This window comes from Candidatus Caccoplasma merdavium, from assembly GCA_018715595.1.
Taxonomy (GTDB): domain Bacteria; phylum Bacteroidota; class Bacteroidia; order Bacteroidales; family UBA11471; genus Caccoplasma; species Caccoplasma merdavium.
In genome coordinates this window covers 43,077-63,934 of record DVLI01000011.1, presented here as the reverse complement: position 1 = coordinate 63,934, position 20,858 = coordinate 43,077, and the positions used below count along the sequence as shown (strand labels likewise).

18 protein-coding genes are annotated in these 20,858 nt (G+C 55.2%); 5 read left to right on the top strand and 13 right to left on the bottom strand.

Translation table 11 applies throughout. The annotated features are described in order from the left end of the window. Window positions 1-25: 25 nt before the first annotated feature. The 6 genes from metG to IAD09_03645 all read right to left on the bottom strand — a co-directional run bounded on the left by metG (window position 26) and on the right by IAD09_03645 (window position 8,379). Complete coding sequence (metG, locus tag IAD09_03670) at window positions 26-2,065, bottom strand: methionine--tRNA ligase (protein HIT81325.1); 2,040 nt, start codon at window positions 2,063-2,065, stop codon at window positions 26-28. Window positions 2,066-2,093: 28 nt separating this feature from the next. Further along, window positions 2,094-3,602 carry a GH3 auxin-responsive promoter family protein gene (locus tag IAD09_03665; protein ID HIT81324.1) on the bottom strand — a complete coding sequence of 503 codons (1,509 nt, stop codon included), beginning with the start codon at window positions 3,600-3,602 and terminating at the stop codon, window positions 2,094-2,096. 58 nt (window positions 3,603-3,660) lie between these two features. After that, window positions 3,661-5,445, bottom strand: coding sequence for a DEAD/DEAH box helicase (locus IAD09_03660; protein HIT81323.1), 1,785 nt, complete (start codon window positions 5,443-5,445; stop codon window positions 3,661-3,663). A gap of 188 nt (window positions 5,446-5,633) precedes the next feature. Continuing rightward, the gene (locus IAD09_03655; GenBank protein ID HIT81322.1) at window positions 5,634-6,698 is read right to left on the bottom strand and encodes a tyrosine-protein phosphatase; all 1,065 of its coding nucleotides are present in this window, start codon (window positions 6,696-6,698) and stop codon (window positions 5,634-5,636) included. A 102-nt stretch (window positions 6,699-6,800) separates the two neighbouring features. Continuing rightward, on the bottom strand, window positions 6,801-7,739 hold the full coding sequence (locus IAD09_03650) for a carbohydrate kinase (GenBank protein HIT81321.1): 939 nt from the start codon (window positions 7,737-7,739) through the stop codon (window positions 6,801-6,803). Window positions 7,740-7,758: 19 nt separating this feature from the next. Then, window positions 7,759-8,379, bottom strand: coding sequence for an SIS domain-containing protein (locus tag IAD09_03645; protein HIT81320.1), 621 nt, complete (start codon window positions 8,377-8,379; stop codon window positions 7,759-7,761). 154 nt (window positions 8,380-8,533) lie between these two features. On the opposite strand from IAD09_03645, the gene IAD09_03640 reads away from it, so the two are divergent. Next, a complete protein-coding gene (locus tag IAD09_03640; protein HIT81319.1) occupies window positions 8,534-9,757 on the top strand; it encodes an insulinase family protein in 1,224 nt (407 codons plus the stop codon). A 112-nt stretch (window positions 9,758-9,869) separates the two neighbouring features. Here IAD09_03640 and IAD09_03635 read toward each other — a convergent pair whose 3' ends face one another. The 3 genes from IAD09_03635 to IAD09_03625 all read right to left on the bottom strand — a co-directional run bounded on the left by IAD09_03635 (window position 9,870) and on the right by IAD09_03625 (window position 13,465). Continuing rightward, window positions 9,870-10,883, bottom strand: coding sequence for a 2-oxoacid:ferredoxin oxidoreductase subunit beta (locus IAD09_03635; protein ID HIT81318.1), 1,014 nt, complete (start codon window positions 10,881-10,883; stop codon window positions 9,870-9,872). Window positions 10,884-10,885: 2 nt separating this feature from the next. Beyond that, the gene (locus IAD09_03630) at window positions 10,886-12,733 is read right to left on the bottom strand and encodes a 2-oxoacid:acceptor oxidoreductase subunit alpha (GenBank protein ID HIT81317.1); all 1,848 of its coding nucleotides are present in this window, start codon (window positions 12,731-12,733) and stop codon (window positions 10,886-10,888) included. A 192-nt stretch (window positions 12,734-12,925) separates the two neighbouring features. Further along, window positions 12,926-13,465, bottom strand: a complete 540-nt coding sequence (locus IAD09_03625; protein HIT81316.1) for a shikimate kinase — start codon at window positions 13,463-13,465, stop codon at window positions 12,926-12,928. Window positions 13,466-13,575: 110 nt separating this feature from the next. Here IAD09_03625 and IAD09_03620 point away from each other — a divergent pair, with 110 nt between their 5' ends. After that, the gene (locus tag IAD09_03620) at window positions 13,576-14,208 is read left to right on the top strand and encodes a ribonuclease H family protein (GenBank protein ID HIT81315.1); all 633 of its coding nucleotides are present in this window, start codon (window positions 13,576-13,578) and stop codon (window positions 14,206-14,208) included. Window positions 14,209-14,337: 129 nt separating this feature from the next. On the opposite strand, the gene IAD09_03615 is transcribed toward IAD09_03620, so the two are convergent. From IAD09_03615 to xerD, 4 genes are all read right to left on the bottom strand, one after another. Then, the gene (locus tag IAD09_03615) at window positions 14,338-15,135 is read right to left on the bottom strand and encodes a hypothetical protein (GenBank protein HIT81314.1); all 798 of its coding nucleotides are present in this window, start codon (window positions 15,133-15,135) and stop codon (window positions 14,338-14,340) included. Between the two features lie 72 nt (window positions 15,136-15,207). After that, window positions 15,208-16,170, bottom strand: coding sequence for a glycosyltransferase (locus IAD09_03610; GenBank protein ID HIT81313.1), 963 nt, complete (start codon window positions 16,168-16,170; stop codon window positions 15,208-15,210). Window positions 16,171-16,272: 102 nt separating this feature from the next. Then, window positions 16,273-17,112 (bottom strand): glycosyltransferase family 2 protein, encoded by an 840-nt coding sequence (locus IAD09_03605; GenBank protein HIT81312.1) that lies wholly within the window; start codon window positions 17,110-17,112, stop codon window positions 16,273-16,275. Between the two features lie 109 nt (window positions 17,113-17,221). Further along, a complete protein-coding gene (xerD, locus tag IAD09_03600; protein ID HIT81311.1) occupies window positions 17,222-18,130 on the bottom strand; it encodes a site-specific tyrosine recombinase XerD in 909 nt (302 codons plus the stop codon). 120 nt (window positions 18,131-18,250) lie between these two features. On the opposite strand from xerD, the gene IAD09_03595 reads away from it, so the two are divergent. Genes IAD09_03595 through IAD09_03585 form a run of 3 tightly spaced genes read left to right on the top strand, consistent with a single transcriptional unit; the run spans window position 18,251 to window position 20,820 of the window. Continuing rightward, window positions 18,251-18,682, top strand: a complete 432-nt coding sequence (locus tag IAD09_03595; protein HIT81310.1) for a 3-dehydroquinate dehydratase — start codon at window positions 18,251-18,253, stop codon at window positions 18,680-18,682. Window positions 18,683-18,698: 16 nt separating this feature from the next. Beyond that, window positions 18,699-20,165, top strand: a complete 1,467-nt coding sequence (gene pyk, locus IAD09_03590) for a pyruvate kinase (GenBank protein HIT81309.1) — start codon at window positions 18,699-18,701, stop codon at window positions 20,163-20,165. A gap of 1 nt (window position 20,166) precedes the next feature. Continuing rightward, entirely contained in the window at window positions 20,167-20,820 is a 654-nt protein-coding gene (locus IAD09_03585; GenBank protein HIT81308.1) for an O-methyltransferase, read from the top strand. Window positions 20,821-20,858 lie beyond the last annotated feature (38 nt).

Genomic DNA, 20,858 nt, shown 5'->3' with positions numbered 1-20,858 from the left:
CCGGGGTGGGACTGATTGATGGGGGTTATTTTACGCACGAACCGGCCGTTACGTCGTCTTGCGGTGTGATGACCACGAGGCGGCCGTCGGCATCTTCGGCCGAGAGTATCATACCCTGCGACTCGATGCCTTTGAGCTTGCGGGGGGCGAGGTTGGCGATGAAGCACACCTGTTTGCCCACGAGTTCCTCGGGACGGTAATGCTTGGCGATGCCCGATACGATGGTGCGGCCACCCAGTCCGTCGTCGATTTTGAATTGCAGGAGCTTGTCGGCTTTGGGAACCTTTTGGCATTCGAGCACCTTGCCCACGCGAATGTCGAGTTTGGTGAAGTCGTCGAATTCGATGGTCGGGGCGATGGGTTCGGTCACATGGTTGGCCTTTTCGTTGGCGATTTTGGTGTCGTGAAGTTTTTTGATTTGGGCGTCGATGACGCTGTCGTCGATTTTCTCGAAGAGCAGCTCGGGTTGTGCCAGTTGGGTGCCGACGGCAAGAATGTCGGTGTGTCCCAGCATGTCCCAGTCGATGGTCGACAATCCCAGCATCGTGCGTATCTTGGCGGCCGAGAAGGGCAGGAAGGGCTCGAAGGCGATGGCCAGGTTGGCCGAGATTTGCAAGGCGAGATTGAGTATCGTTGCCACACGGGGCATGTCGCTCTTGGCGAGTTTCCAAGGCTCGGTATCGGCGAGGTATTTGTTGCCGATGCGGGCGAGGTTCATGGCCTCTTTCAGCGCGTCGCGGAAGCGGTAGTTTTCGATGCTGCTTTCGAGGCGGGCCTTCACGTCGGAAAATTCGCGCAGCGTGTCGCGGTCATAGTCGGTGAGTTCTCCGCAGGCGGGTACTTTCCCTTCGAAATATTTGTGGGTGAGCACCAGGGAGCGGTTGATGAAGTTACCCAGTATGGCCACGAGCTCGTTGTTGTTGCGGGCCTGGAAGTCTTTCCAGGTGAAGTCGTTGTCTTTGGTCTCGGGGGCGTTGGCCGTGAGGACGTAACGCAGCACGTCCTGTTTGCCGGGGAACTCTTCGAGGTATTCGTGCAACCACACGGCCCAGTTGCGCGAGGTCGAAATCTTGTCGCCTTCGAGGTTGAGGAATTCGTTGGCCGGCACGTTTTCGGGCAGGATATAGCTGCCTTCGGCTTTGAGCATGACGGGGAATACGATGCAGTGGAACACGATGTTGTCTTTCCCGATGAAATGCACGAGTTTGGTTTCGGGGTCTTTCCAGTAGCGTTCCCAGGTGTCGGGCAGCAGTTCTTTGGTGTTGGAGATGTATCCGATGGGGGCGTCGAACCACACATAGAGCACTTTGCCTTCGGCTCCTTCGACGGGTACGGGTACGCCCCAGTCGAGGTCACGGCTCACGGCGCGGGGTTGCAGGCCCATGTCGAGCCACGACTTGCATTGTCCGTAGACGTTGGGTTTCCACTCTTTGTGGCCTTCGAGAATCCATTCCCGCAGGAAGCCCTCGTAACGGTCGAGGGGGAGGTACCAGTGTTTGGTCTTGCGCAGCACGGGACGGCTTCCGCTGATGGTCGACTTGGGGTTGATGAGGTCGGTGGCATTGAGCGATGTGCCGCAGGCTTCGCATTGGTCGCCGTAGGCATGTTCGTTCTTGCAGTGGGGGCAGGTGCCGGTGATGTAGCGGTCGGCGAGGAACTGTCCGGCCTCTTCGTCGTAATATTGTTCGCTCTCTTTCTCGATGAAGACGCCTTTGTCGTAGAGGGTGCGGAAGAAGTCCGACGCCATTTTCTCGTGAATGTCCGATGTCGTGCGTGAATAGATGTCGAAGGAGATGCCAAATTCCTCGAACGATTTTTTGATGATGTTGTGGTAACGGTCTACTATATCTTGGGGCGTAACGCCTTCTTTGCGGGCTTTGAGGGTGATGGGCACGCCGTGCTCGTCGGAGCCTCCGATGAGAATGACGTCGCGGCCTTTGAGCCGTTGGTAGCGGGTATAGATGTCGGCGGGTACATACACGCCGGCCAGGTGTCCGATGTGTACCGGGCCGTTGGCATAAGGTAATGCCGTAGTGACGAGTATTCGTTTGTAATTTTTTTCCATTGGCAATAGGGTCTTATGGTGGAAAGGGTTAATGATTCATTTTCAACATGCTTTCGATGAGGTCGCGGGTGTTGCTCAGGCGGGGTATCTTGTGTTGTCCGCCCAGCTTTCCTTTTTCGCGCAACCAGTCGTCGAAGAGGTGGGGTCTTGCTTTGACGATTTCGAGGCGGTCGAGGAAGATGCCTTTGTAGCGTTTGGCTTCGTAGTCCGAGTTTACCTCTTGCAGGGCCTTGTCGAGTATGTCGGCGAAGGCTTCGAGGTCGGCGGGAGCCTTTTCAAACTCGATGAGCCACTGGTGGTGTCCGCGGCTCTTGTCTGACATGAATACCGGGGCGGCGCTGTAATTGAGTACTTTGCTGCCGGTCATCTCGCAGGCTTTTGCCATTCCTTTTTCGGCGTTGGCGACCATCAACTCTTCGCCGAATGCGTTGATGAAGTGTTTGGTGCGTCCCGAGATGGTGAATTTTACCGGGCGTGTCGAGGTGATTTTTACCGTGTCGCCGATGATGTACCGCCACAGGCCGTTGGTCGATGAGATGACGAGGGCATAGTTGCCGCCCTCTTCGATTTCCCACAACGGGAGTATGCGGGGATTTTCTTTTTCGAGTTCGTTCAAAGGGATAAATTCGAAGAACACGCCCAGGTCGAGCATGAGCAGCATGTCGTGTCGGGCGGGGTCGTTCTGTATGCCGAAGAATCCTTCGGAGGCGTTGTAGGTCTCGACATAGTGCATGGCGTCTGTGGGTATCAGCTCTTTGTAGTATTGCCGGTAGGGCTCGAAACTGATGCCTCCGTGGAAAAAGACTTCGAGGTTGGGCCATACTTCGGTGAGGTTTTGGACGCCTTTTTCCAGCAAGATTTGCTTGATGAGGGTCATCATCCACGATGGTACGCCCGAGAGGCTCACGATATTGCGGTGCATCGTGTCTTTGACGATGGCTTTTATCTTGGCTTCCCATTCGCTCATGAGGGCGATTTTGAGTTTGGGGGCACGCATGCAGTTGACCAGCGTGCTGGTGTTTTGCAGCAGTATGGCCGAGAGGTCGCCGCAGGAGATGCCCGGCGACAGGGGGTTGATGGCGTGGCTGCCGCCCAAGATGAGGCTTTTCCCGAAGAAGAGCTTGTTGTGGGGGTAGTTGCGGAAGTAGGTTGCTACGACGTCGAATCCTCCCTGGTAGTGGCACCGTTTGAGACATTCATCGCTTACGGGAATGAATTTGCTCTTGTCGTTGGTGGTGCCCGACGACTTGGCAAACCATTTTATCCGCGAGGGCCATATCAGGTTGTTCTCGCCGTGGAGCATGCGGTCGACGTAGGGTTTCAGGCCCTCGTAGTCGATGACGGGGAGGCGAGAGGCGAAGTCGGCATAACTTTTCATGCCGGCGAAATCGTAGCGTTTGCCGATTTCGGTGTTTCGTGCCGAGTGCAACAGGTAGTGCAGTTGCTCCTTCTGTATGGTATCGCCGGCAACCGCGTAGCGGTCGTGGGCGTGCTGCCTGCGAACGAAGTAAAGATTGAATATCGAAGGTGATCGCATATGCTTCTTTTTTAGTGAAACAAAAGTACAAAATATTTCACTGCCCCGATAGACTTAATTACTTATTTTTGTGCGCTTTCTTTCCTGAATAGTTGTGGCTTTTTCCTTTTCTCTCGTCGAAGGCATAGCCTTTGCGGCGGGGCCGGGAAGGTTCGTGTTCGCTTTTTTTTCGATGAATGCGCGTTTTCTCGACATTTTCCTGCTCGTCTTTGCCGGTGGCGGAGTCGAGGGATACTTGCACCCGTTTGCCGAAAAAGTTGAGGTTTTTGAGCATGGCCAGGGTGCGATGTGACTCTTTTTCTTCGATTTCGAAGCGGGCGAAGTCGGGGAGAATGTCGATTTTCCCGATGGCCACCCGGCCGGGCACGTTGCGGTTGATCATGTCGATGAGCGTGTTGGGATAGAAGCCGTCGGCTTTGCCCAGGTTGATGCGCAGGCGGGTGAATCCCGGGGTGGCCTGCCGGTTGCGGCTGTGCGTGCGTTCTTTGGTTTTCGCTTCGCGGGGCGTGTTGTCGTCGGGTATGTCGAGTTCGTCGGCATCGGCATAATAGTCGATGAGACGGTTGAATTCGAGCGAGACGACTCGTTTCACGAGGTCTTCGGTCGAGAGCCACGAGAGCCGTTTGAGGGTGACGGGCAGGTAGGTGGCAATCTCTTCTTCATTGACTTTTACTTTCTCGATGCGGTCGATGAGGTTGTAGAGTTGTTTTTCGCAAATCTGTTTCCCGGTGGGTATGGTGCCTTTTTCGAATTTTTTGCCGATGATGCGTTCGATGTCGCGCATGCGGCGTTTCTCTTTCACATGTATGATGGCGATGGAGGTGCCTGTCTTGCCGGCCCGGCCGGTGCGTCCGCTGCGGTGGGTGTAGGTCTCGATGTCTTCGGGCAGGCCGTAGTTGATGACATGGGTGAGGTTGTCGACATCGAGTCCCCGGGCGGCGACGTCGGTGGCGACGAGCAGTTGCAGGTTGTGCAGGCGGAACTTCTGCATCACCGCGTCGCGTTGTTGTTGCGAGAGGTCGCCGTGCAGGGAGTCGGCGTTGTAGCCGTCCTTGATGAGGGCGTCGGCGATTTCCTGGGTTTCGAGGCGGGTGCGGCAGAAGATGATGCCGTAGATGTTGGGGTAGTAGTCGGCAATGCGTTTCAGTGCGAGGTATTTGTCTTTGGCGTGGACGAGGTAATAGACGTGTTTGACGTTTTCGGCGCCTTCGTTTTTGCTGCCGATGACTATTTCGCGGGGGGCGTGCATGTATTGCTGGGCGATGCGGGCGATGTCGGCGGGCATGGTGGCCGAGAAGAGCAGCATTTGGCGCTCTTCGGGTACTTGGGAGAGTATCTCGTTGATGCTGTCGGTAAATCCCATGTCGAGCATCTCGTCGGCTTCGTCCATGATGACGGTGCGCACCTGGTCGAGGTGCACCATGCCGCGGTTGATGAGGTCGATGAGGCGACCGGGGGTGGCGACGATGATGTGCACGCCTTTTTTCAGGGTGCGTATCTGGCTCTCGATGCTCGAACCTCCGTAGACGGGGAGCACTTTCAGCCCCTCGATGTGGGCCGAGTAGTCGTTGAGGTCGCCGGCGATTTGCAGGCAGAGCTCGCGGGTGGGGCTGAGAATGAGGGTCTGGGTCGAGAGGGTCGAGAGGTCGGTCTTCTGTATGATGGGCAGCCCGAAGGCGGCTGTCTTGCCGGTGCCTGTTTGGGCGAGGGCTACGATGTCGGTTTTCTCGTTGAGCAGGAGCGGTATGACCTCTTCTTGCACGGGCATGGGCTGTTCATATCCGAGCTCGGTAATGGCTTTGAGAATTTCGGGGCAAATGCCCAATTCTTCGAAAGTCTTCATGTGTGTGGCGTAATTAGTGCAATGAATGATTTCTCTTCGCGTAGCTGCTGGGCGATTTTTGCGGGAGGTGCGGCAAGAAATCGAGGCGAGACAGGCCGTTGGAAAAGATTTGCCGGCAAAGGTAAGGGATAATTTCGGTATTTGGGCCATGTGCCCTGATATTTCGGCGGGGCTTGGCGGCGGGAGGTTCAGTAAAGGAGTATGTCTTGCAGTGTTTTCCGCTTCTCGGGGGTGAGGCCCATCTCTTTTTCGAGGTACCCTTGGAGGCTTTCGTAGCGGTTTTTGATGCGGCGTATGGCGCAGAAAAGCTGGCGTTTGCGTACGGTCATGAGCGCCGTGGCCGCTTCTTGGGTGTCGGTCGAGCTCTCGGCGCAGTCAAATGAGATGGCGCGCCGGTCGAGGTATTGGTTGCTCAGGGTGAAGTCTTGGTAGATGGTCTCCTCGGGTATATCGAGGGCTGCGAGCACGAGGGCGCTGGCAAAGCCCACATAATCTTTTCCGAATTTGTCGCTGAGTATGACGGGATAGTTGTTCTCGTCGAGAAGTATGTCGAACATTTCCCGATAGAGGGGGGCGCCCGAGTCGATGAGGGCGATGAAGAGGTCTTGCAGGAAGATGTTGGCGTCGCCGCGTCGCAGGGTCTCGTTTTTCAGCCGGTCATAGATGTGGCTTGTCGTGATGAGGTTGATGGGCAGATGCCGTATTTGCCCGATTTTCAGTTCCGGGTCGAGTGCTGCATGCCGGGAGTGGTCGGAGAAATCGATGAGGGTGCCGATGCCGAGGCTGTTGATTTTTTTGATGCCGGTGCTGTCGATGTCTTGCATGCAACCCGAGCGGAACAGGTAGCCCCATTTCACGGCGTTCTTGTGGCTGCTTTCGTAGCCTCCCAAGTCTCTTAGGTTGTTGACGTTTTCGATGTGGGGAGCGCGTGTGGCAACGACGTAATGGTCTTTCTTGTTGAATTGCAGCAGGAAATAATACCGTGTGTCAACGGCTTTGTCAAAGGTGATGTGGCAGATTTTATCGGAAATCTTGCATCGGGCAACGGGTTCGCTTTTGAGGTCGAATGTTTTGGGGCTGGTCGATGCATAAATCTTCACATGTCCGTGACTTTCGGGCCATACTTCCCACTTGATGATATAGCACGAATCGTTGGTGTTTTCGCAAATTGCCTCTATATCAGTGAGTTTTGGTGTGCAGGATACCAAAACGAGCAGGAGTGCCAAAAGACATTTCGATGTGAGTTTCGCCATGTGGGAATCCGGTTCTGTTAAGACAAAGATAACCAAATATATAGAGGGAAACTGAAACTTTAATTCCTTTAATGATTATTAATACCGGATAAAAAATGGATTTTAATGGTCTGTCTCTTTGTAACGGGCGGCAAAAGAGGTGGAAATGTAGTTGTCGAATGATTGGCAAACTTCTGATGCAAAGGCGATTCCGTGCTTTGCGACCTCTTCCCAGCGGTCGATGGGCAGTGTCGGAAGCTCTTCCCGGGTGATGTTGTTGTGCCACAGGGCGAAAAGTATACCTGCGTTAAAATTATCTCCGGCGCCTATGGTGCTGACTGTTTTTATAGGCGGCGTGTCGAGATGGCGATGCCCGTCCAGGCAGAAAACGTCGACGCCGTTTCCTCCGTCGGTGAAGATGAAATTGGGGGTGTCGAAGACGATGCGCCGGCGGTAGAGTTTTTCGGGGTCGTTCTCATGGAGGAGTATCTCGAAGTCTTCGGCCGAGCCGCGCACGATGTCGGCATATTCGAGGTTCTCGATGAAGGCCGGCATGATGCGCATGGCTTCATGGGCATGTGACTTGCGGAAGTTGACGTCGTAGTAGATAATGGCTTTCTGCTCGTGGGCGTAGGAGATGAATTCCTGTATCTTGTCCCGCAACAGAGGGTCCACGGCAAAATAGGAGCCGAAGATCACCAGGTCGTCGGCCTCGACGATGGGCCATACGAAGTCGAGCCGTTTCTGGGGGAAGTTGTGGTAGAAGGCATATCGGGCATCGTTGTTCTCGTTGAGGAATGCCAGGGAGATGGGCGACTGGGCATATCCGTCGTCGAAGAGGTCGATGTTTTCGGTCGACAGGCCGTTGGCGCGCATGAAGTCGAGAATGATGTTTCCTACCGTGTCGTTGCCGATTTCGGTGATGAAACGCACGGGGAGTCCCAAGCGTCCCAGAGAGACCATGGAGTTGAAGGTGGAACCGCCCGGCACGGCTTGTGTGGGGCGGCCGTTTTTGAAAATGATGTCGAGAATGGTCTCTCCGATACCGATGATTTTGCGCATAAGACGGGTGTGTTGGGGGTTATTTGGTCGATTGTTCCGATTGTTCGCGGGAGCGTTGTCCCAGGTAGCCGCCGTGGTGGCGCAGGGCATATTGGGTGGCGTCGAACCCGGTTTCCTGCATGATGCTCACCACGAGTATGTCGCCGATGACGGTCATCATCGTCGTCGAGGTGGTGGGGGTGAGACCGAGGGGGCATACCTCGGCCGGTGCTCCGGTGAAGAGGCATACATCGGCTTTTTGTGCCAACTCGCTGCGGTCGTTCCCGGTGATGACGATGAATTGCAACTCGGGTCTTAAACGTTTTGCGAGCGTGAGTAATTCGAGAATCTCCCGGGTTTTCCCCGAATTGGAGATGACCAGCATCACATCGTTTTCCTGCAAGATGCCGAGGTCGCCGTGCTGGGCTTCGCTGGGGTGGAGAAACACGGCGGGAATTCCCGTGGAGCAGAAGGTCGTGGCAATGTTCATGGCGATTTGCCCGGCTTTGCCCATGCCGCTGGTCACGAGTTTGCCTTTTTTGCGGTGCACCTGTTCGATGATGAGGGCGATGGCCTTCTCGTACGGGTCACCGAGGGGGATATTGAGAATGGCGGTTGCTTCTTGTTGCAGGATTTTCTGCATGCGTTCTTGCGAGGTCATGTTTTCGGGCGGGCTTTGCGTGAAACATTTTCACGAAGGTACATATTTTTTGGGGAATCTTTTTCCCTTTTTCCCGATTTTCTGAGTGCCGTTGCGCTTTTCTTTTCTCCCCGTCGTTTTATTGTCGTATTTTTGTCGCGTAAAAATTCTTGTTATGGCCGATTATTCGACATATATGTTGCCCAACGGGTTGCAGATGATTTACCAGTTTGTCCCTTCGAAGGTCTCTTATGCCGGTTTCACGGTACATGCCGGTTCGCGCGACGAGGGCGAAGGCGAGGACGGATTGGCCCACTTCGTGGAGCATCTGCTTTTCAAGGGGACCGGGCGGCGCAAATCGTGGCACATTCTCAATCGCATGGAGACGGTGGGCGGTGAGCTGAACGCTTACACGACCAAGGAGGAGACGGTCCTCTATTCGGTGTTCTTGTCGGAGCATCTTGCCCGCGCCGTCGAGTTGATGAGCGACCTCATACTCCACTCGCGTTTTCCCGAGTCAGAAGTTGAGAAAGAGGTGGAGGTGATTCTCGACGAAATCAACTCTTATCGCGATACCCCTTCGGAGTTGATTTATGATGAGTTCGAGAATTATCTGTTCGGCCATCACCCCTTGGGACACAACATCTTGGGCGACCGCGACACGCTGCTCTCGTTCGGACCTTCTCACGGGCTCTCTTTTTTGTCGCGCTATTACCGCCCGTCGAACATGGTCTTTTTCTATCGCGGGGAGCTCCCTCTCTCCCGGGTGGTGGCCACGCTTGCGCGCCACATGGGCGAGGCCGGTGCCGGTGCTCCTTTGTCGCGGCGCGCTCTTCCCGGCCGTTATGAGCCTTTTGTGAGGCGCGTGCCGCTCGATACGCATCAGGCGCATGTCTTGGTGGGTAACCGGGCTTATGACATGTATGACCCTCGTCGCACGGCGCTTTTCCTTCTCAACAACCTCTTGGGCGGCCCCGGCATGAACAGCCGCCTCAATATCGCGTTGCGCGAAAAGACGGGTTGTGTCTATACGGTGGAGTCGTCGGTGACCACATATACCGATACGGGGGTTTTTGCCGTCTATTTCGGTACCGACCCGTCGAAGGTCGACCGTTGTCTCTCGCTTCTGTCGCGGGAGTTGCAGCGGCTGCGAGAGCACCCTCTTACCGGCTTGCAACTGGCCATGGCGAAACGTCAGTTCATGGGGCAGATTGCGGTGGGTACCGAGAACAGCGAGAATATGGCGCTGGGCATGGGCAAGGCGTTCCTCTACTATGGCAAGTACGATTCTCTCGAAGAAACCTTTGCCCGCATCGAGGCCGTTTCGGCGGAGGAACTGCGTGAGGTGGCAAACGAAATTTTCGATGAATCGGCGCTTTCCACGCTGATATATGAATGACGTTTCTCTCCGGTTGTCATGCGAGGGAGCGTCGGTCGTTCTCTTTCACGGGTAAAAAAGGAAGGGCTGCCGAGACACTCGGCAGCCCTTCGCCATGTATAGGGGGGAACGATTATTTTACCTCCCAGGTGTCGCCTTCGAGGAGCAGGTCGCGCAGGGTCTTGTTGGGATTCTTGGCGCGCACGGCATTGACTTGGGCCTCGACCTCCTTTTCGTAGGTCGGTGCTTCGACGTCGCGTATCACGCCGACAGCCAGGGGGAGTTCGTGGCCGTCCATCATGGCAAGCATCTGGTGCATGATGTCGTTGGCCGAGGTGGCGTCGTGGGTGAGAATGTCGTCGAGGGTGACGCCGTTTTCGCCTACGGTGACGGCTTTGAGTTTATAGCCGTCGAGAACGAGACCTTTGTCCATGTTCTTGCCGAAGAGCATCTTTTCGCCCTGGCGCAGGTGTATGGTGCGGTCGGCGCGGAACTCGCGGTCGGCCACATAGCTGTGTATCTTGTCGTTGAAGATGACGCAGTTTTGGAGTATCTCGACCACGGCGGCTCCTTTGTGGCGGCCGGCGGCTATCATGCACTCTTTCGAGACTTCGAGGTCGACGTCGATGGCGCGGGCGAAGAAGTGTCCGCGGGCACCGAAGGTGAGCTCGGCGGGAATGAAGGGGTCTTCGACGGTGCCGTAGGGCGACGATTTGGTTATGGCTCCGCGGTCGCTCGTGGGGGAGTATTGTCCCTTGGTGAGGCCGTAGATTTTGTTGTTGAGCAGCAAGATGTTGACATCGACGTTGCGGCGTAGAATGTGTATGAAGTGGTTTCCGCCGATGGCGAGGCAGTCGCCGTCGCCGCTGACCTGCCATACGGTGAGGGCGGGATTGGCGGTTTTCACTCCGGTGGCGATGGCGGCGGCACGACCGTGAATGGTGTGGAAGCCGTAGGTGTTCATGTAGTAGGGCAGGCGCGAGGAGCAGCCGATACCCGAAATGACGGCGATTTCATGCGGGGGAACGCCCAGCTCGGCCATGGCTTTTTGCAGGGTGTTTACGATGGCGTGGTCGCCACACCCGGGGCACCAACGCACATATTGGTCGCTTTTGTAATCTTTTGCGGTATATACTTTGTTGTCCATGGTTATTCCTCCATAAGTTTAATGAAATGTTCTTTCAGCTCGCTTACCATGAAAGGCTGGCCTTGTACGCGGTTGAAGCGGTTGACGACGAGCCCCGGGATTTTGCCGCAGAGCTGGGTGGCGAACTGTCCGTTGTTCTGTTCGCATACGACCACTTTCTTGTAGCGTTTCAGCACCTCGGCGGTGTTGGCGGGCAGGGGGTTGATGTAGTTGAAGTGTGCGAGTGCCACTTTCTTGCCTTCGTGGTTCAGCTCATCGACGGCCGAGAAGAGGTGTCCGTAGGTGCCGCCCCAGCCTACGACGAGCAGGTCGGCATCGGGGTTCCCCTTGACTTCGAGGGCGGGAATGCAGTTGGCGATGTAGTCGATTTTGGCCTGACGCAGGTCGGTCATGCGTTGGTGGTTGGCGGGGTCGGTCGATATGGCACTGGTCACATTGTCTTTTTCGAGACCGCCCAGCCGGTGCATGAAGCCTTCGGTGCCCGGTATGGCCCAGTAACGGACGTGTGTCTCGGGGTCGCGTTTGTAGGGTTTCCAGTCCTCGGCGAGCATTTCGGGTTTTACATAGTTGGGCTTGATGTCGGGGTATTCGCTCATTTCGGGAATGCGCCAGGCCGAGGAGCCGTTGGCGATGAAGGCGTCGGTGAGCAAGATGACGGGGGTCATGTGTTCGAGCGCGATTTTGGCGGCTTGGAAGGCCATGTCGAAGCAGTTGGTCGGGGTCGAGGCGGCCAGCACGACAACGGGCGACTCGCCGTTGCGGCCGTAGAGGGCTTGCAGCAGGTCGGTCTGTTCCGACTTGGTGGGCAGGCCGGTCGATGGTCCGCCGCGTTGCACGTCGATGATGACGAGCGGCAATTCGGCCATGACGGCGAGACCTATGGCTTCGCTCTTCAAGGCGAGACCGGGTCCCGAGGTCGAGGTGGCGGCCAGGTCGCCGGCGAAACTGGCGCCGATGGCGGTGCATACGCCGGCGATTTCGTCTTCGGCCTGTACCACTTTCACGCCGAGGTCCTTGCGTTTGGCCAATTCGTGCAGAATGTCGCTGGCCGGGGTGATGGGGTAGCTGCCCAGGAAGAGGGGGCGTCCCGATTTTTCGGAGGCGGCGATGAGCCCCAGTGCCGTGGCGCGGTTGCCGTTGATGTCGGTATAGATACCTTTTCTGGCATCGCTGGTTTCGATGTGATAGGTGGTGACCGAGGCGTGAATGTTTCCGCCGTAGTGGTATCCGTCGGTCATGACCTTGATGTTGGCTTCGAGAATCGACGGCTTTTTGGCGAATTTGTTTTGCAACAGGTGTTCGGCCTGTTCGAGCGGGCGTTCAAAGAGCCAGCAGATGAGGCCGAGGGCGAACATGTTCTTGCAACGCAGTATGGCTTTGTTGTCGAGTCCTGAGTCGGCGAGGGAGTCTTTCACCATGGTGGTGATGGCCACGGGCACGAGTTGTTGGGTGATGCCGAGTTCGGCAAAGGGGTCGTCGGTCTTGAAAGCGGCTTTTTCGAGGTCGCTTTTCTCGAATGAGTCGGTGTCGAAGAGTATGACACCGTTGGGTTTTACATATTTGATGTTGGTTTTCAGCGCCGCAGGGTTCATGGCTACCAGCACATCGGCTTTGTCGCCGGGGGTGTAAACGCCTTTGCCTATGTGTACTTGGAATCCTGATACTCCGCCCAGTGTTCCTTGCGGGGCGCGTATCTCGGCGGGATAATCGGGGAAGGTCGATATTTCGTCTCCGATGGCGGCCGAAATGTTAGAAAAGAGGTTGCCGGCCAGTTGCATGCCGTCGCCCGAGTCGCCCGAGAAACGAACGACTACATTTTCTAATTCTTTCACATGTGTTTGTTCTGACATAATGCCTTGTTTTATGTTGATTCGTACTTTATCTTATGTCGTTTTGTTAACTGTTTTTTTTTGTTCTTTCATTGCGTAGCAAAAACTGTCGTATTGCAAACAGATTTCTTTTGAAACCGCAAAGGAAATAAAAAAATGTAATTCAAACAACTGGTTTGTGGAAAAATCGTTCTTTTCCTCTCTCTTGCGTTGTCAAGCCATCTGTTTGTCGCGGAGGTGTTGCAGCAACCGTTCTACCGTGTTGTCGATTTCGCGCCGGGTATTGAGTGTCCCGGTGTCGAAATGGAGGGCGGCGCGGGAGTAGAAGGGGTCGCGTTGCGACAGGGTGTGTTCGATGTATTGCCGCAGCTCCTCATCGTTTTTTCCCTGCAAGAGGGGGCGGGTGTCGCGGCCGTTGGCCAGCCGGTGGCATAGCTCGTCGGTCGTGGCCTTCAAGTAGATGCAGGTCCCGTGCGCGTTCATGTAGTCGATGTTGTCGAAGAAGCAGGGGGTTCCTCCGCCGGCTGCAATGATGACGTTTTCGAAGTCGGCGACTTCGTGCAGGAGTGATTTCTCGATTTGCCTGAACCGTTCTTCTCCACTTTCGGCAAAGATTTCCCGTATGGTTTTGTGGTATCGGGCTTCGATGTAAAGGTCGAGGTCGATGAAGTCGATGCCTAACTGGCGGGAGAGGGCTTTGCCGAGGGTCGTTTTTCCCGAGCCCATGAATCCGATGAGGAAGATGCGTTTCATTGGGTTGTTTCGTGTCTGCTGTGTCTCTTGCTTGACAACTGCAAAAATAACCTATTTTGCCGACAACTCAATAAATATCCCTATATTTGTGTGGCAAAAGCAACGGTAAGATGGGAAATTCGAAATATTATGTGGTGTGGGAGGGCGTTTCGCCGGGAATATATTCTTCTTGGGCGGAGTGCCGTAGGCAGGTGCAGAACTATGCCGGCGCCAAATACAAGAGTTTTGCTTCGCAAGAAGAGGCTACGGCGGCTTTTCGGGAAGGTTATTCGGCCTATTATGCCGGGCGGTCGGCCTCGGGGAGCGGGGCGGCGCCGGTGACGGCGTCGTGCCCCGAATGGTTGCTCGACTCGGTGGCGGTCGATGCGTCGTGTCTCGGCAATCCCGGTGTGATGGAGTATCGCGGGGTGTATGTGCGCACGGGCCAGGTGCTTTTCAGGGTGGGACCTTTTCCCGACGGAACCAACAATGTGGGTGAGTTCTTGGCGCTGGTGCATGCGTTGGCGTTGTTGAAAAAGAACAACAGCGCGATGACCGTCTGCTCCGACAGCCGCAATGCCATTGCCTGGGTACGGGCCAAGCAGTGCAAAACCAAGTTGGCGCGCACCGAGAAGAACGCTCCCATATTCGACCTTATTGCCCGCGCCGAGAAGTGGTTGCGGGAGAATGCTTATGCCAACAAAATTGTCAAGTGGGAGACCCGCGAGTGGGGAGAGGTGCCGGCCGACTTCGGTCGCAAATAGCGCTCTGTCTTCTTTTTCTGTACGTTCTTTCCCGCGTCGATTTTCTCTTTTTCTTTTTTCTCTTGTGTAACGGCCGTCTTGCGGTGCGTTGCCAGAGGCGTGCACACTCTTTGCTGCGTTTGGGACGGGTTATTGCCGTGTTTCAGGCTCGGGGGTATAGGGAATGTGGTTCTTCCAGAATTTGAAGAGCCGCGGTTTGGTCCACCCGTGACAGCCGAACGGCAGTTTTTCGCCGCTCATCTCATAGAGCAGGCCGGGTTTCACATCGAATGAGAAGCCCAGTGCCTCTTCGACCGTGGGGTATTTGAATTCTTTGGGAATGACGGCCCAGAAGACATCTTCGTTGTAGAGGTGGTGCCGGTGCCGGCAGAAGTGGTCGATGGTTTTCTGGTATTTTGCGCAAGCGTTTCTGAACGAGCCGACCCGACGCAGCGAGAGGCCGCCGTTGCCGATGCGGCCGAGCGTGTCGAGCCGGTGCACGAGTCGTTGCGGGTGGAATGCCTTTTGCAGGTGGAGCCATGCCCGGGGAATGAAATGCTTGTATCTCGGGTGCTTGATCCACGGTGCCCCCACATAGTCATAGCCTTTTTGGCACCATGCCTCCAATTCATCGCGGAATATCCACACGTCGGGCTGGCAGATGAGAATATACTCCATGTCGGAAAACAGGTCGTAAAATTCGCGTGACATCATCATGCGGTTATAGCCGCCGATGCCGTTTTTGCGACCCAGCCATTCGTCACTCACGGCGATGATTTCGGCCTGGGGGACGAGTGCTTGGAGGCTTTCGGTCGATAATCCTTGCGGCACGACGAAGCATATCGGATAGTTGTGCAACACTTTTGCCGACTGTTTTACCGACAGTTCCTCCTGCGGGGTGAGGGGCACCTGGTATACGGGAATGACGATTTTGACGTTTGAAGACATGTCTGTAAGCGTTTCGAGGTATATTTATAAAATGGCCGAGTGTCGCCTATTGCTGCACGCGGGGAGGTGGAATCAGGGCATATACGGTTTCTCGTCGCGGTAGATGTGCAGGATTTTTGCCAGGCGGTACCAGACGATGGCCGTCAGCGGGTTCTGTATATCGCCCCAATAGTCGTAAATCTCTTCGATGGTGTCGTGTCGGTATTCAAAGCCTTTGTGCAGGCGTTTGATGCGTACCAGGAAACGCCCGTAAAGAAAGAGCTTGAATCCTCGCGGCGGATTTACCTGCCGGCAGATGTCCTGCATCAGGTGGGCCATCTCTTTGTAGTTGTTTCCCGTGGAAATCGATTTCGAGGTGGTGTTCTTGCCGTGTTGGCGGAAGTAGTCGAGGGGCTTGTCGATATACACGGCGTCGCCGTTGAGCAGCAAGCCTACCCAGAAAAGCCAGTCGCCCACATAGCGGTATTTTTTGTAGGCTTCGTTTGTGGGGCGGGCGTCTTTGCGGAAAACGACCATGCTGGCGTTCATGATATAGTTCTGGTAGAACATGCGGTGGTTGATAAACGCCCGGCCGTCGAAAAGGGTGTAGGGCGTGTCGCGTTTTTTGTCTCTCAGCCGGTAGGAGAGTTGCAATTTGGGCTCGTGCAGGTCCTCGGTGTTTTCGTCGACAAAAAGGCAGTCGGAGAAAGCTATCGTGGCCGAGGGGTGTTTTTCGAGTTGGGTGACGCATTCTTCGAGGAAGGTAGGGGCGGCCTCATCGTCGCTCTCGGCAATCCAGATGTATTGGCCTTGTGCCAGTTCGAAGCCCTTGTCCCATTGCACGAAGGTCGACCCGCTGTTCTTTTCGTTGTAGACGATATGCGACACGCGGGGGTGGTGGCGGTATGTCTCGATGATGTCGCGGCTGTTGTCGGTGGAGCAGTCGTCGAGAATGATGACCTCGAAATCGTCGTAGGTCTGGTTGAGTACCGAGTCGATGCGTCTGTTCAAAAAGCGGGCGTGGCAGTAATTGGGAATAATCACAGAAACTTTCATGTCTTTTTCTTGTGCTCTTTTGAGGCTGCAAAGGTAGGTTAAATTTGTCTTCCGGCAACAGGGCGGTGTAGAGATTGTTTCAGCTTTTTTGTCGGGTATGCCCTATTGCTTGCCCAACAGGGCGCGGTATAGTCTCTTGTACCATCGGTTTCGCCGTCGTTCACGGTATTTGACGACTTCGCTACGCAGGGCTTCGGCCTCTGCGGCCATGATTTCGGCGCCTCCGATACCGTTGAAAGGCAGCGGATAGAATTGCTGGTAAAGAGCCCGGTTCTTGTCGAGCAGGTAGTATTGGGTGTCGGAAAGCCGTTTGACGGCTTCGGTGTTCCGCGACAAATTCTTGATGCGGTAGTTGAAGAGTGTTTCGGGTATTTGGTAGATGTGTCCGTCTCCGCCGAGGAGGCGAATGAAGAAATCCCAGTCTTCATGTCCCGAGATCATTTTCTCGTCGAATCCCCCGATGGCCTCGGCGTCGGCTTTGCGGAAGAGGGTCGTGACGAATATCGAATTGACAACGAGCAGTGTTTTATAGTCGCGGTATTTGACTCCCCAGGGTCCCTTTTGGCTGCCGAAGAGTTGCGCTTGGCAATAGACGGCTTTGAGGGCCGGATTGTTGTCGAGTGCGGCTTTGGCTTTTTCGAGATAAGTGGGGGCGATGGTATCGTCGGCGTCGAGCGGTAGGATATACTCGCCTTGGGCGATGGCGATGCCCCGGTTTCGGGCTCGGGCCACGCCGCCGTTTTCGAGCGGCAGATATTTGATGCGGGGGTCCTTGGCAGCGTAGGCGAGGGCGATTTCCTCGGTGTGGTCGGGTGACCCGTCGTTTACGACAATCGCTTCCCAGTTCTCAAAAGTTTGGGCGATGAGCGAGTCGAGCGCTTCGGGCAGATATTCGGCCTGCTTGAAACAGGGAACGATGATGCTTATTGCCGGTGAAGTCATGTGTCGATAGTTGTGTGACGAGCAAATGTAGCGAATATATTTTGTCTTTGCAAGCCGTGGATATTTCCCGCGCTTGTCTCGTGCCGGATGGGGTCGGAGCGATGATTTTTCACTTCCGGTGGTTGCGGGGGTGGTGGGTGAGTATCTCGCTGCGCAACAGGGCATTGTCGAGATGCACATAGATTTCGGTGGTGGTGATGCTTTCGTGGCCGAGCATTTGTTGTATGGCGCGCAGGTTGGCTCCCCCTTCGAGCAGGTGGGTGGCAAAGCTGTGGCGCAGGGTGTGGGGGCTGATGTTTTTTTGTATGCCGCAGGCTTCGCACCGTTCCTTGATGATGTAGAATATCATCACGCGGCTCAGGCGTCCGCCGCGCCGGTTGAGGAAGAGTATGTCTTCGTCGCCCCGTTTGGGGGTGAGGTGGCGGCGGTCTTGCAGGTAGAGCCGTATCTCGTGCAGGGCGTTTTGCGAGATGGGGACGAGCCGCTGCTTGCTGCCTTTTCCCTCGACGATGATGTACTCGTCGTCGGCATGTATCTGCGAGAGGCGCAACCCAACGAGTTCCGAGACCCGCAGCCCACAGTCATACATCGTCTCGATGATGGCGCGGTTGCGTTGGCTTTCGGGGCGTGACATGTCGAACGACCCGATGATGGCATCTATCTCCTCGACGGTGAGGACTTCGGGCAACTTGCGGCCCAACTTGGGACCTTCGATGAGTTCCATCGGGTCGTTGTCGATGTACCCTTCGAGGCGCAGGAAGGTGTAGAAGGCTTTCAGCCCCGAGATGATGCGGGCTTGGGAGCGGGCCTGTATGCCGAGGTCTTGCAACTGGCAGATAAACTGGGTGATGTTGGCTCCGGCCAGTTGGTCGATGCTGGGTTCTGAGTCGGGGGAGAGGTAACGGAAGAGTTTGTCTACGTCATGCAGATAGCCGTCGATGGTATTGTCCGAGACTCCTTTTTCGAGTTTCAGGTGGCGCGAGAACGATTTTAACAACTTCGAATGGCTAACAATCATGGTGATATTGCGCTGTATTTCGTAATCTTTTTGTACTTTTGCCGAAAATTTTGTTACAATCGAACTTCTCTCCCTGATTGGAGGTTTTCCTGGTGGCAAAGATACGAAATCTTTTGACTTATGGATATATGGATTATTAACGGACCGAACTTGAATTTGTTGGGGAAACGCGAGAAGAGCGTTTATGGCGACGCTTCGTTTGAAAGTTATCTCGAAACGTTGCGGGCCCGCTATCCCCACCACACCATTCACTATTACCAGTCGAACGTCGAAGGCGAGTTGATAAACCAAATCCACGCGTGCGGTTTCTCGCCCGTGGGCATTGTGCTCAATGCCGGAGCCTACACCCACACCTCCATTGCTCTTTCCGATGCCATCAGGGCCGTGCCGGCACCTGTGGTCGAAGTGCACATTTCCAATATCCATGCCCGTGAGCCTTATCGCCATGTGTCGATGATTGCCGCCGCCTGTCGGGGTTCGATAGCCGGTTTCGGGCTCGACTCTTACCGCCTCGCCGTCGAGGCGCTTCTCGAAACAGAAAAAAACAAGTAAACCTATCCTATATAATATGACATCAAAACAGACAAAGATTGTTGCTACGGTTTCGGACAAGCGTTGCGACGTCGATTTCGTGCGTGCACTTTTCGAAAACGGAATGAACGTAGTGCGAATGAATTCGGCCCACCTCACCGCCGAAGGCTTCGACCGTATTATTAATAATGTAAGAGCTGTTTCCAATACGATAGCCATTCTCATGGACACGAAAGGCCCCGAAGTGAGAACGACTTTTATAGAGAATGACGGGAGCATTTCCTTTACCGCCGGCGATATTGTGCGCATGTCGGGCAAGCCCGATGCTTTTACGACACATGACCAAATCAACGTATCGTATGTCGACTTCACCAAAGACCTTTCGGTCGACAGTGTCGTGCTCATCGACGACGGCGAACTCGAATTCCGCGTACTCGAAAAGCACGAAGACTACCTCTTGTGCGTGGCGCAGAATGCCGGAGAACTGGGCTCGCGTAAGAGTGTGAACGTGCCCGGTGTGCGCATCAACCTGCCCGCCCTCACCGAGAAGGACCGTCGCAACATTCTCTATGCCATCGACAAGGACATCGATTTTATCGCCCACTCGTTTGTGCGCAACCGGCAAGATGTCTTGGCCATACAGGAGATTCTCGATGCCCACAACAGCAAGATAAAAATCATTGCCAAAATCGAGAACCAGGAAGGTGTCGACAATATCGACGAGATACTCGAAGTGGCCTACGGCGTCATGGTCGCCCGCGGCGACCTGGGCATCGAGGTGCCGCAGGAGAAGATCCCCGGCATACAGCGCCGTCTCATCAAGAAATGCGTGCAGGCCAAGAAGCCTGTTATCGTGGCCACGCAGATGTTGCATTCGATGATAAAAAATCCGCGTCCCACCCGCGCCGAGGTGACCGATATTGCCAATGCCATCTATTATCGCACCGACGCCCTCATGCTGAGCGGCGAGACCGCCTATGGCAAATATCCCGTGGAGGCCATTGCCACCATGTCGCGCATCGCCAAGGAAGCCGAGCTTTCGAAACTCTCCGACAACGATATTCAGGTAAACGTCGAAGGGGAAGTCATCGACACCACCTCGTTCCTGGCCAAGCATGCCGTGGAGTCGGCCAAGGTGCTCGGCGTGAAAGCCATCGTTACCGACAGCTACACCGGCCGCACGGCTCGCAACCTGGCCGCCTATCGTGGTCAGGACCCGGTGCTGGCCGTATGTTACAGTGAACGCACGATGCGTCAGTTGGCCCTTTCCTATGGTGTCATAGCCTTCTACCAGCATGAGATGTCGACTTCGCGCGAATATCTCTTCAAAGGGCTCTCGTCGCTCATCGAGAACGGAATGATTACCAGCGACGACCTGATTGCCTACATCGGAGGGGCTTTCGGTGAAGGGTCGGGCAGCTCGTTCCTCGAAATCAACAAAGCCGGATTGGTGCTGAAAGGATATGACCGCTATATCCTCCCCAATCTCGAAGACGTGTGTTGAGATGGCCGAAGAGGAGAATATTCAAGAATATATTCTTGCCCACATCGATGCCGAGGGCGATTTGTTGGCTCGCCTGAGTCGCGATACCTATATCCATTCGTTGCGGCCCCGCATGATGTCGGGTCATTTGCAGGGACGCATTCTCAAAATGATATGCCGCCTGCAACGTCCGCGGCGCCTGCTCGAAATAGGCACGTTTACCGGTTACTCCACCCTGTGCCTGGCCGAGGGTATGCCTGCCGACGCCGAGTTGCACACGGTCGAAATCGACGATGAAATCGAAGATTTTACCCGGGCGCACTTGTCGCAGTCACCGGTCGCCGACCGCATACATCTGCACATGGGCGATGCCTTCGATGTCGTGCCCCGGCTCGGCGGCATGTTCGATTTGGTCTTTATCGATGCCGACAAGCGCCGTTACTCCGACTACTACGACATGGTCTTCGACCGGGTCTCTCCCGGAGGGGTGATATTGGCCGACAATACGTTGTGGGACAGCAAGGTGTGCGACGGTCATTCCCACGACACCCAGACGCGCGCCGTCATGGCCTTCAACGATAAAATCGCGGCCGACGACCGCATCGAGAAGGTCATTCTTCCCTTGCGCGACGGCCTTACCGTGATGTGGAAAAAACATTCTCCCTCGGCGCTTTGATTTTTCACCGGGAAAATGTAACTTCGACCCCAAACCTC

Coding starts and splice junctions, on each gene's coding strand:
- IAD09_03595 (HIT81310.1), top strand. CDS start 18,251: ATGGATATATGGATTATTAACGGACCGAACTTGAATTTGTTGGGGAAA.
- IAD09_03615 (HIT81314.1), bottom strand. CDS start 15,135: ATGTCTTCAAACGTCAAAATCGTCATTCCCGTATACCAGGTGCCCCTC.
- IAD09_03635 (HIT81318.1), bottom strand. CDS start 10,883: ATGGACAACAAAGTATATACCGCAAAAGATTACAAAAGCGACCAATAT.
- IAD09_03625 (HIT81316.1), bottom strand. CDS start 13,465: ATGAAACGCATCTTCCTCATCGGATTCATGGGCTCGGGAAAAACGACC.
- IAD09_03655 (HIT81322.1), bottom strand. CDS start 6,698: ATGGCGAAACTCACATCGAAATGTCTTTTGGCACTCCTGCTCGTTTTG.
- IAD09_03650 (HIT81321.1), bottom strand. CDS start 7,739: ATGCGCAAAATCATCGGTATCGGAGAGACCATTCTCGACATCATTTTC.
- pyk (HIT81309.1), top strand. CDS start 18,699: ATGACATCAAAACAGACAAAGATTGTTGCTACGGTTTCGGACAAGCGT.
- xerD (HIT81311.1), bottom strand. CDS start 18,130: ATGATTGTTAGCCATTCGAAGTTGTTAAAATCGTTCTCGCGCCACCTG.
- IAD09_03640 (HIT81319.1), top strand. CDS start 8,534: ATGGCCGATTATTCGACATATATGTTGCCCAACGGGTTGCAGATGATT.
- IAD09_03605 (HIT81312.1), bottom strand. CDS start 17,112: ATGACTTCACCGGCAATAAGCATCATCGTTCCCTGTTTCAAGCAGGCC.
- IAD09_03665 (HIT81324.1), bottom strand. CDS start 3,602: ATGCGATCACCTTCGATATTCAATCTTTACTTCGTTCGCAGGCAGCAC.
- IAD09_03610 (HIT81313.1), bottom strand. CDS start 16,170: ATGAAAGTTTCTGTGATTATTCCCAATTACTGCCACGCCCGCTTTTTG.
- metG (HIT81325.1), bottom strand. CDS start 2,065: ATGGAAAAAAATTACAAACGAATACTCGTCACTACGGCATTACCTTAT.
- IAD09_03630 (HIT81317.1), bottom strand. CDS start 12,733: ATGTCAGAACAAACACATGTGAAAGAATTAGAAAATGTAGTCGTTCGT.
- IAD09_03585 (HIT81308.1), top strand. CDS start 20,167: ATGGCCGAAGAGGAGAATATTCAAGAATATATTCTTGCCCACATCGAT.
- IAD09_03620 (HIT81315.1), top strand. CDS start 13,576: ATGGGAAATTCGAAATATTATGTGGTGTGGGAGGGCGTTTCGCCGGGA.
- IAD09_03660 (HIT81323.1), bottom strand. CDS start 5,445: ATGAAGACTTTCGAAGAATTGGGCATTTGCCCCGAAATTCTCAAAGCC.
- IAD09_03645 (HIT81320.1), bottom strand. CDS start 8,379: ATGACCTCGCAAGAACGCATGCAGAAAATCCTGCAACAAGAAGCAACC.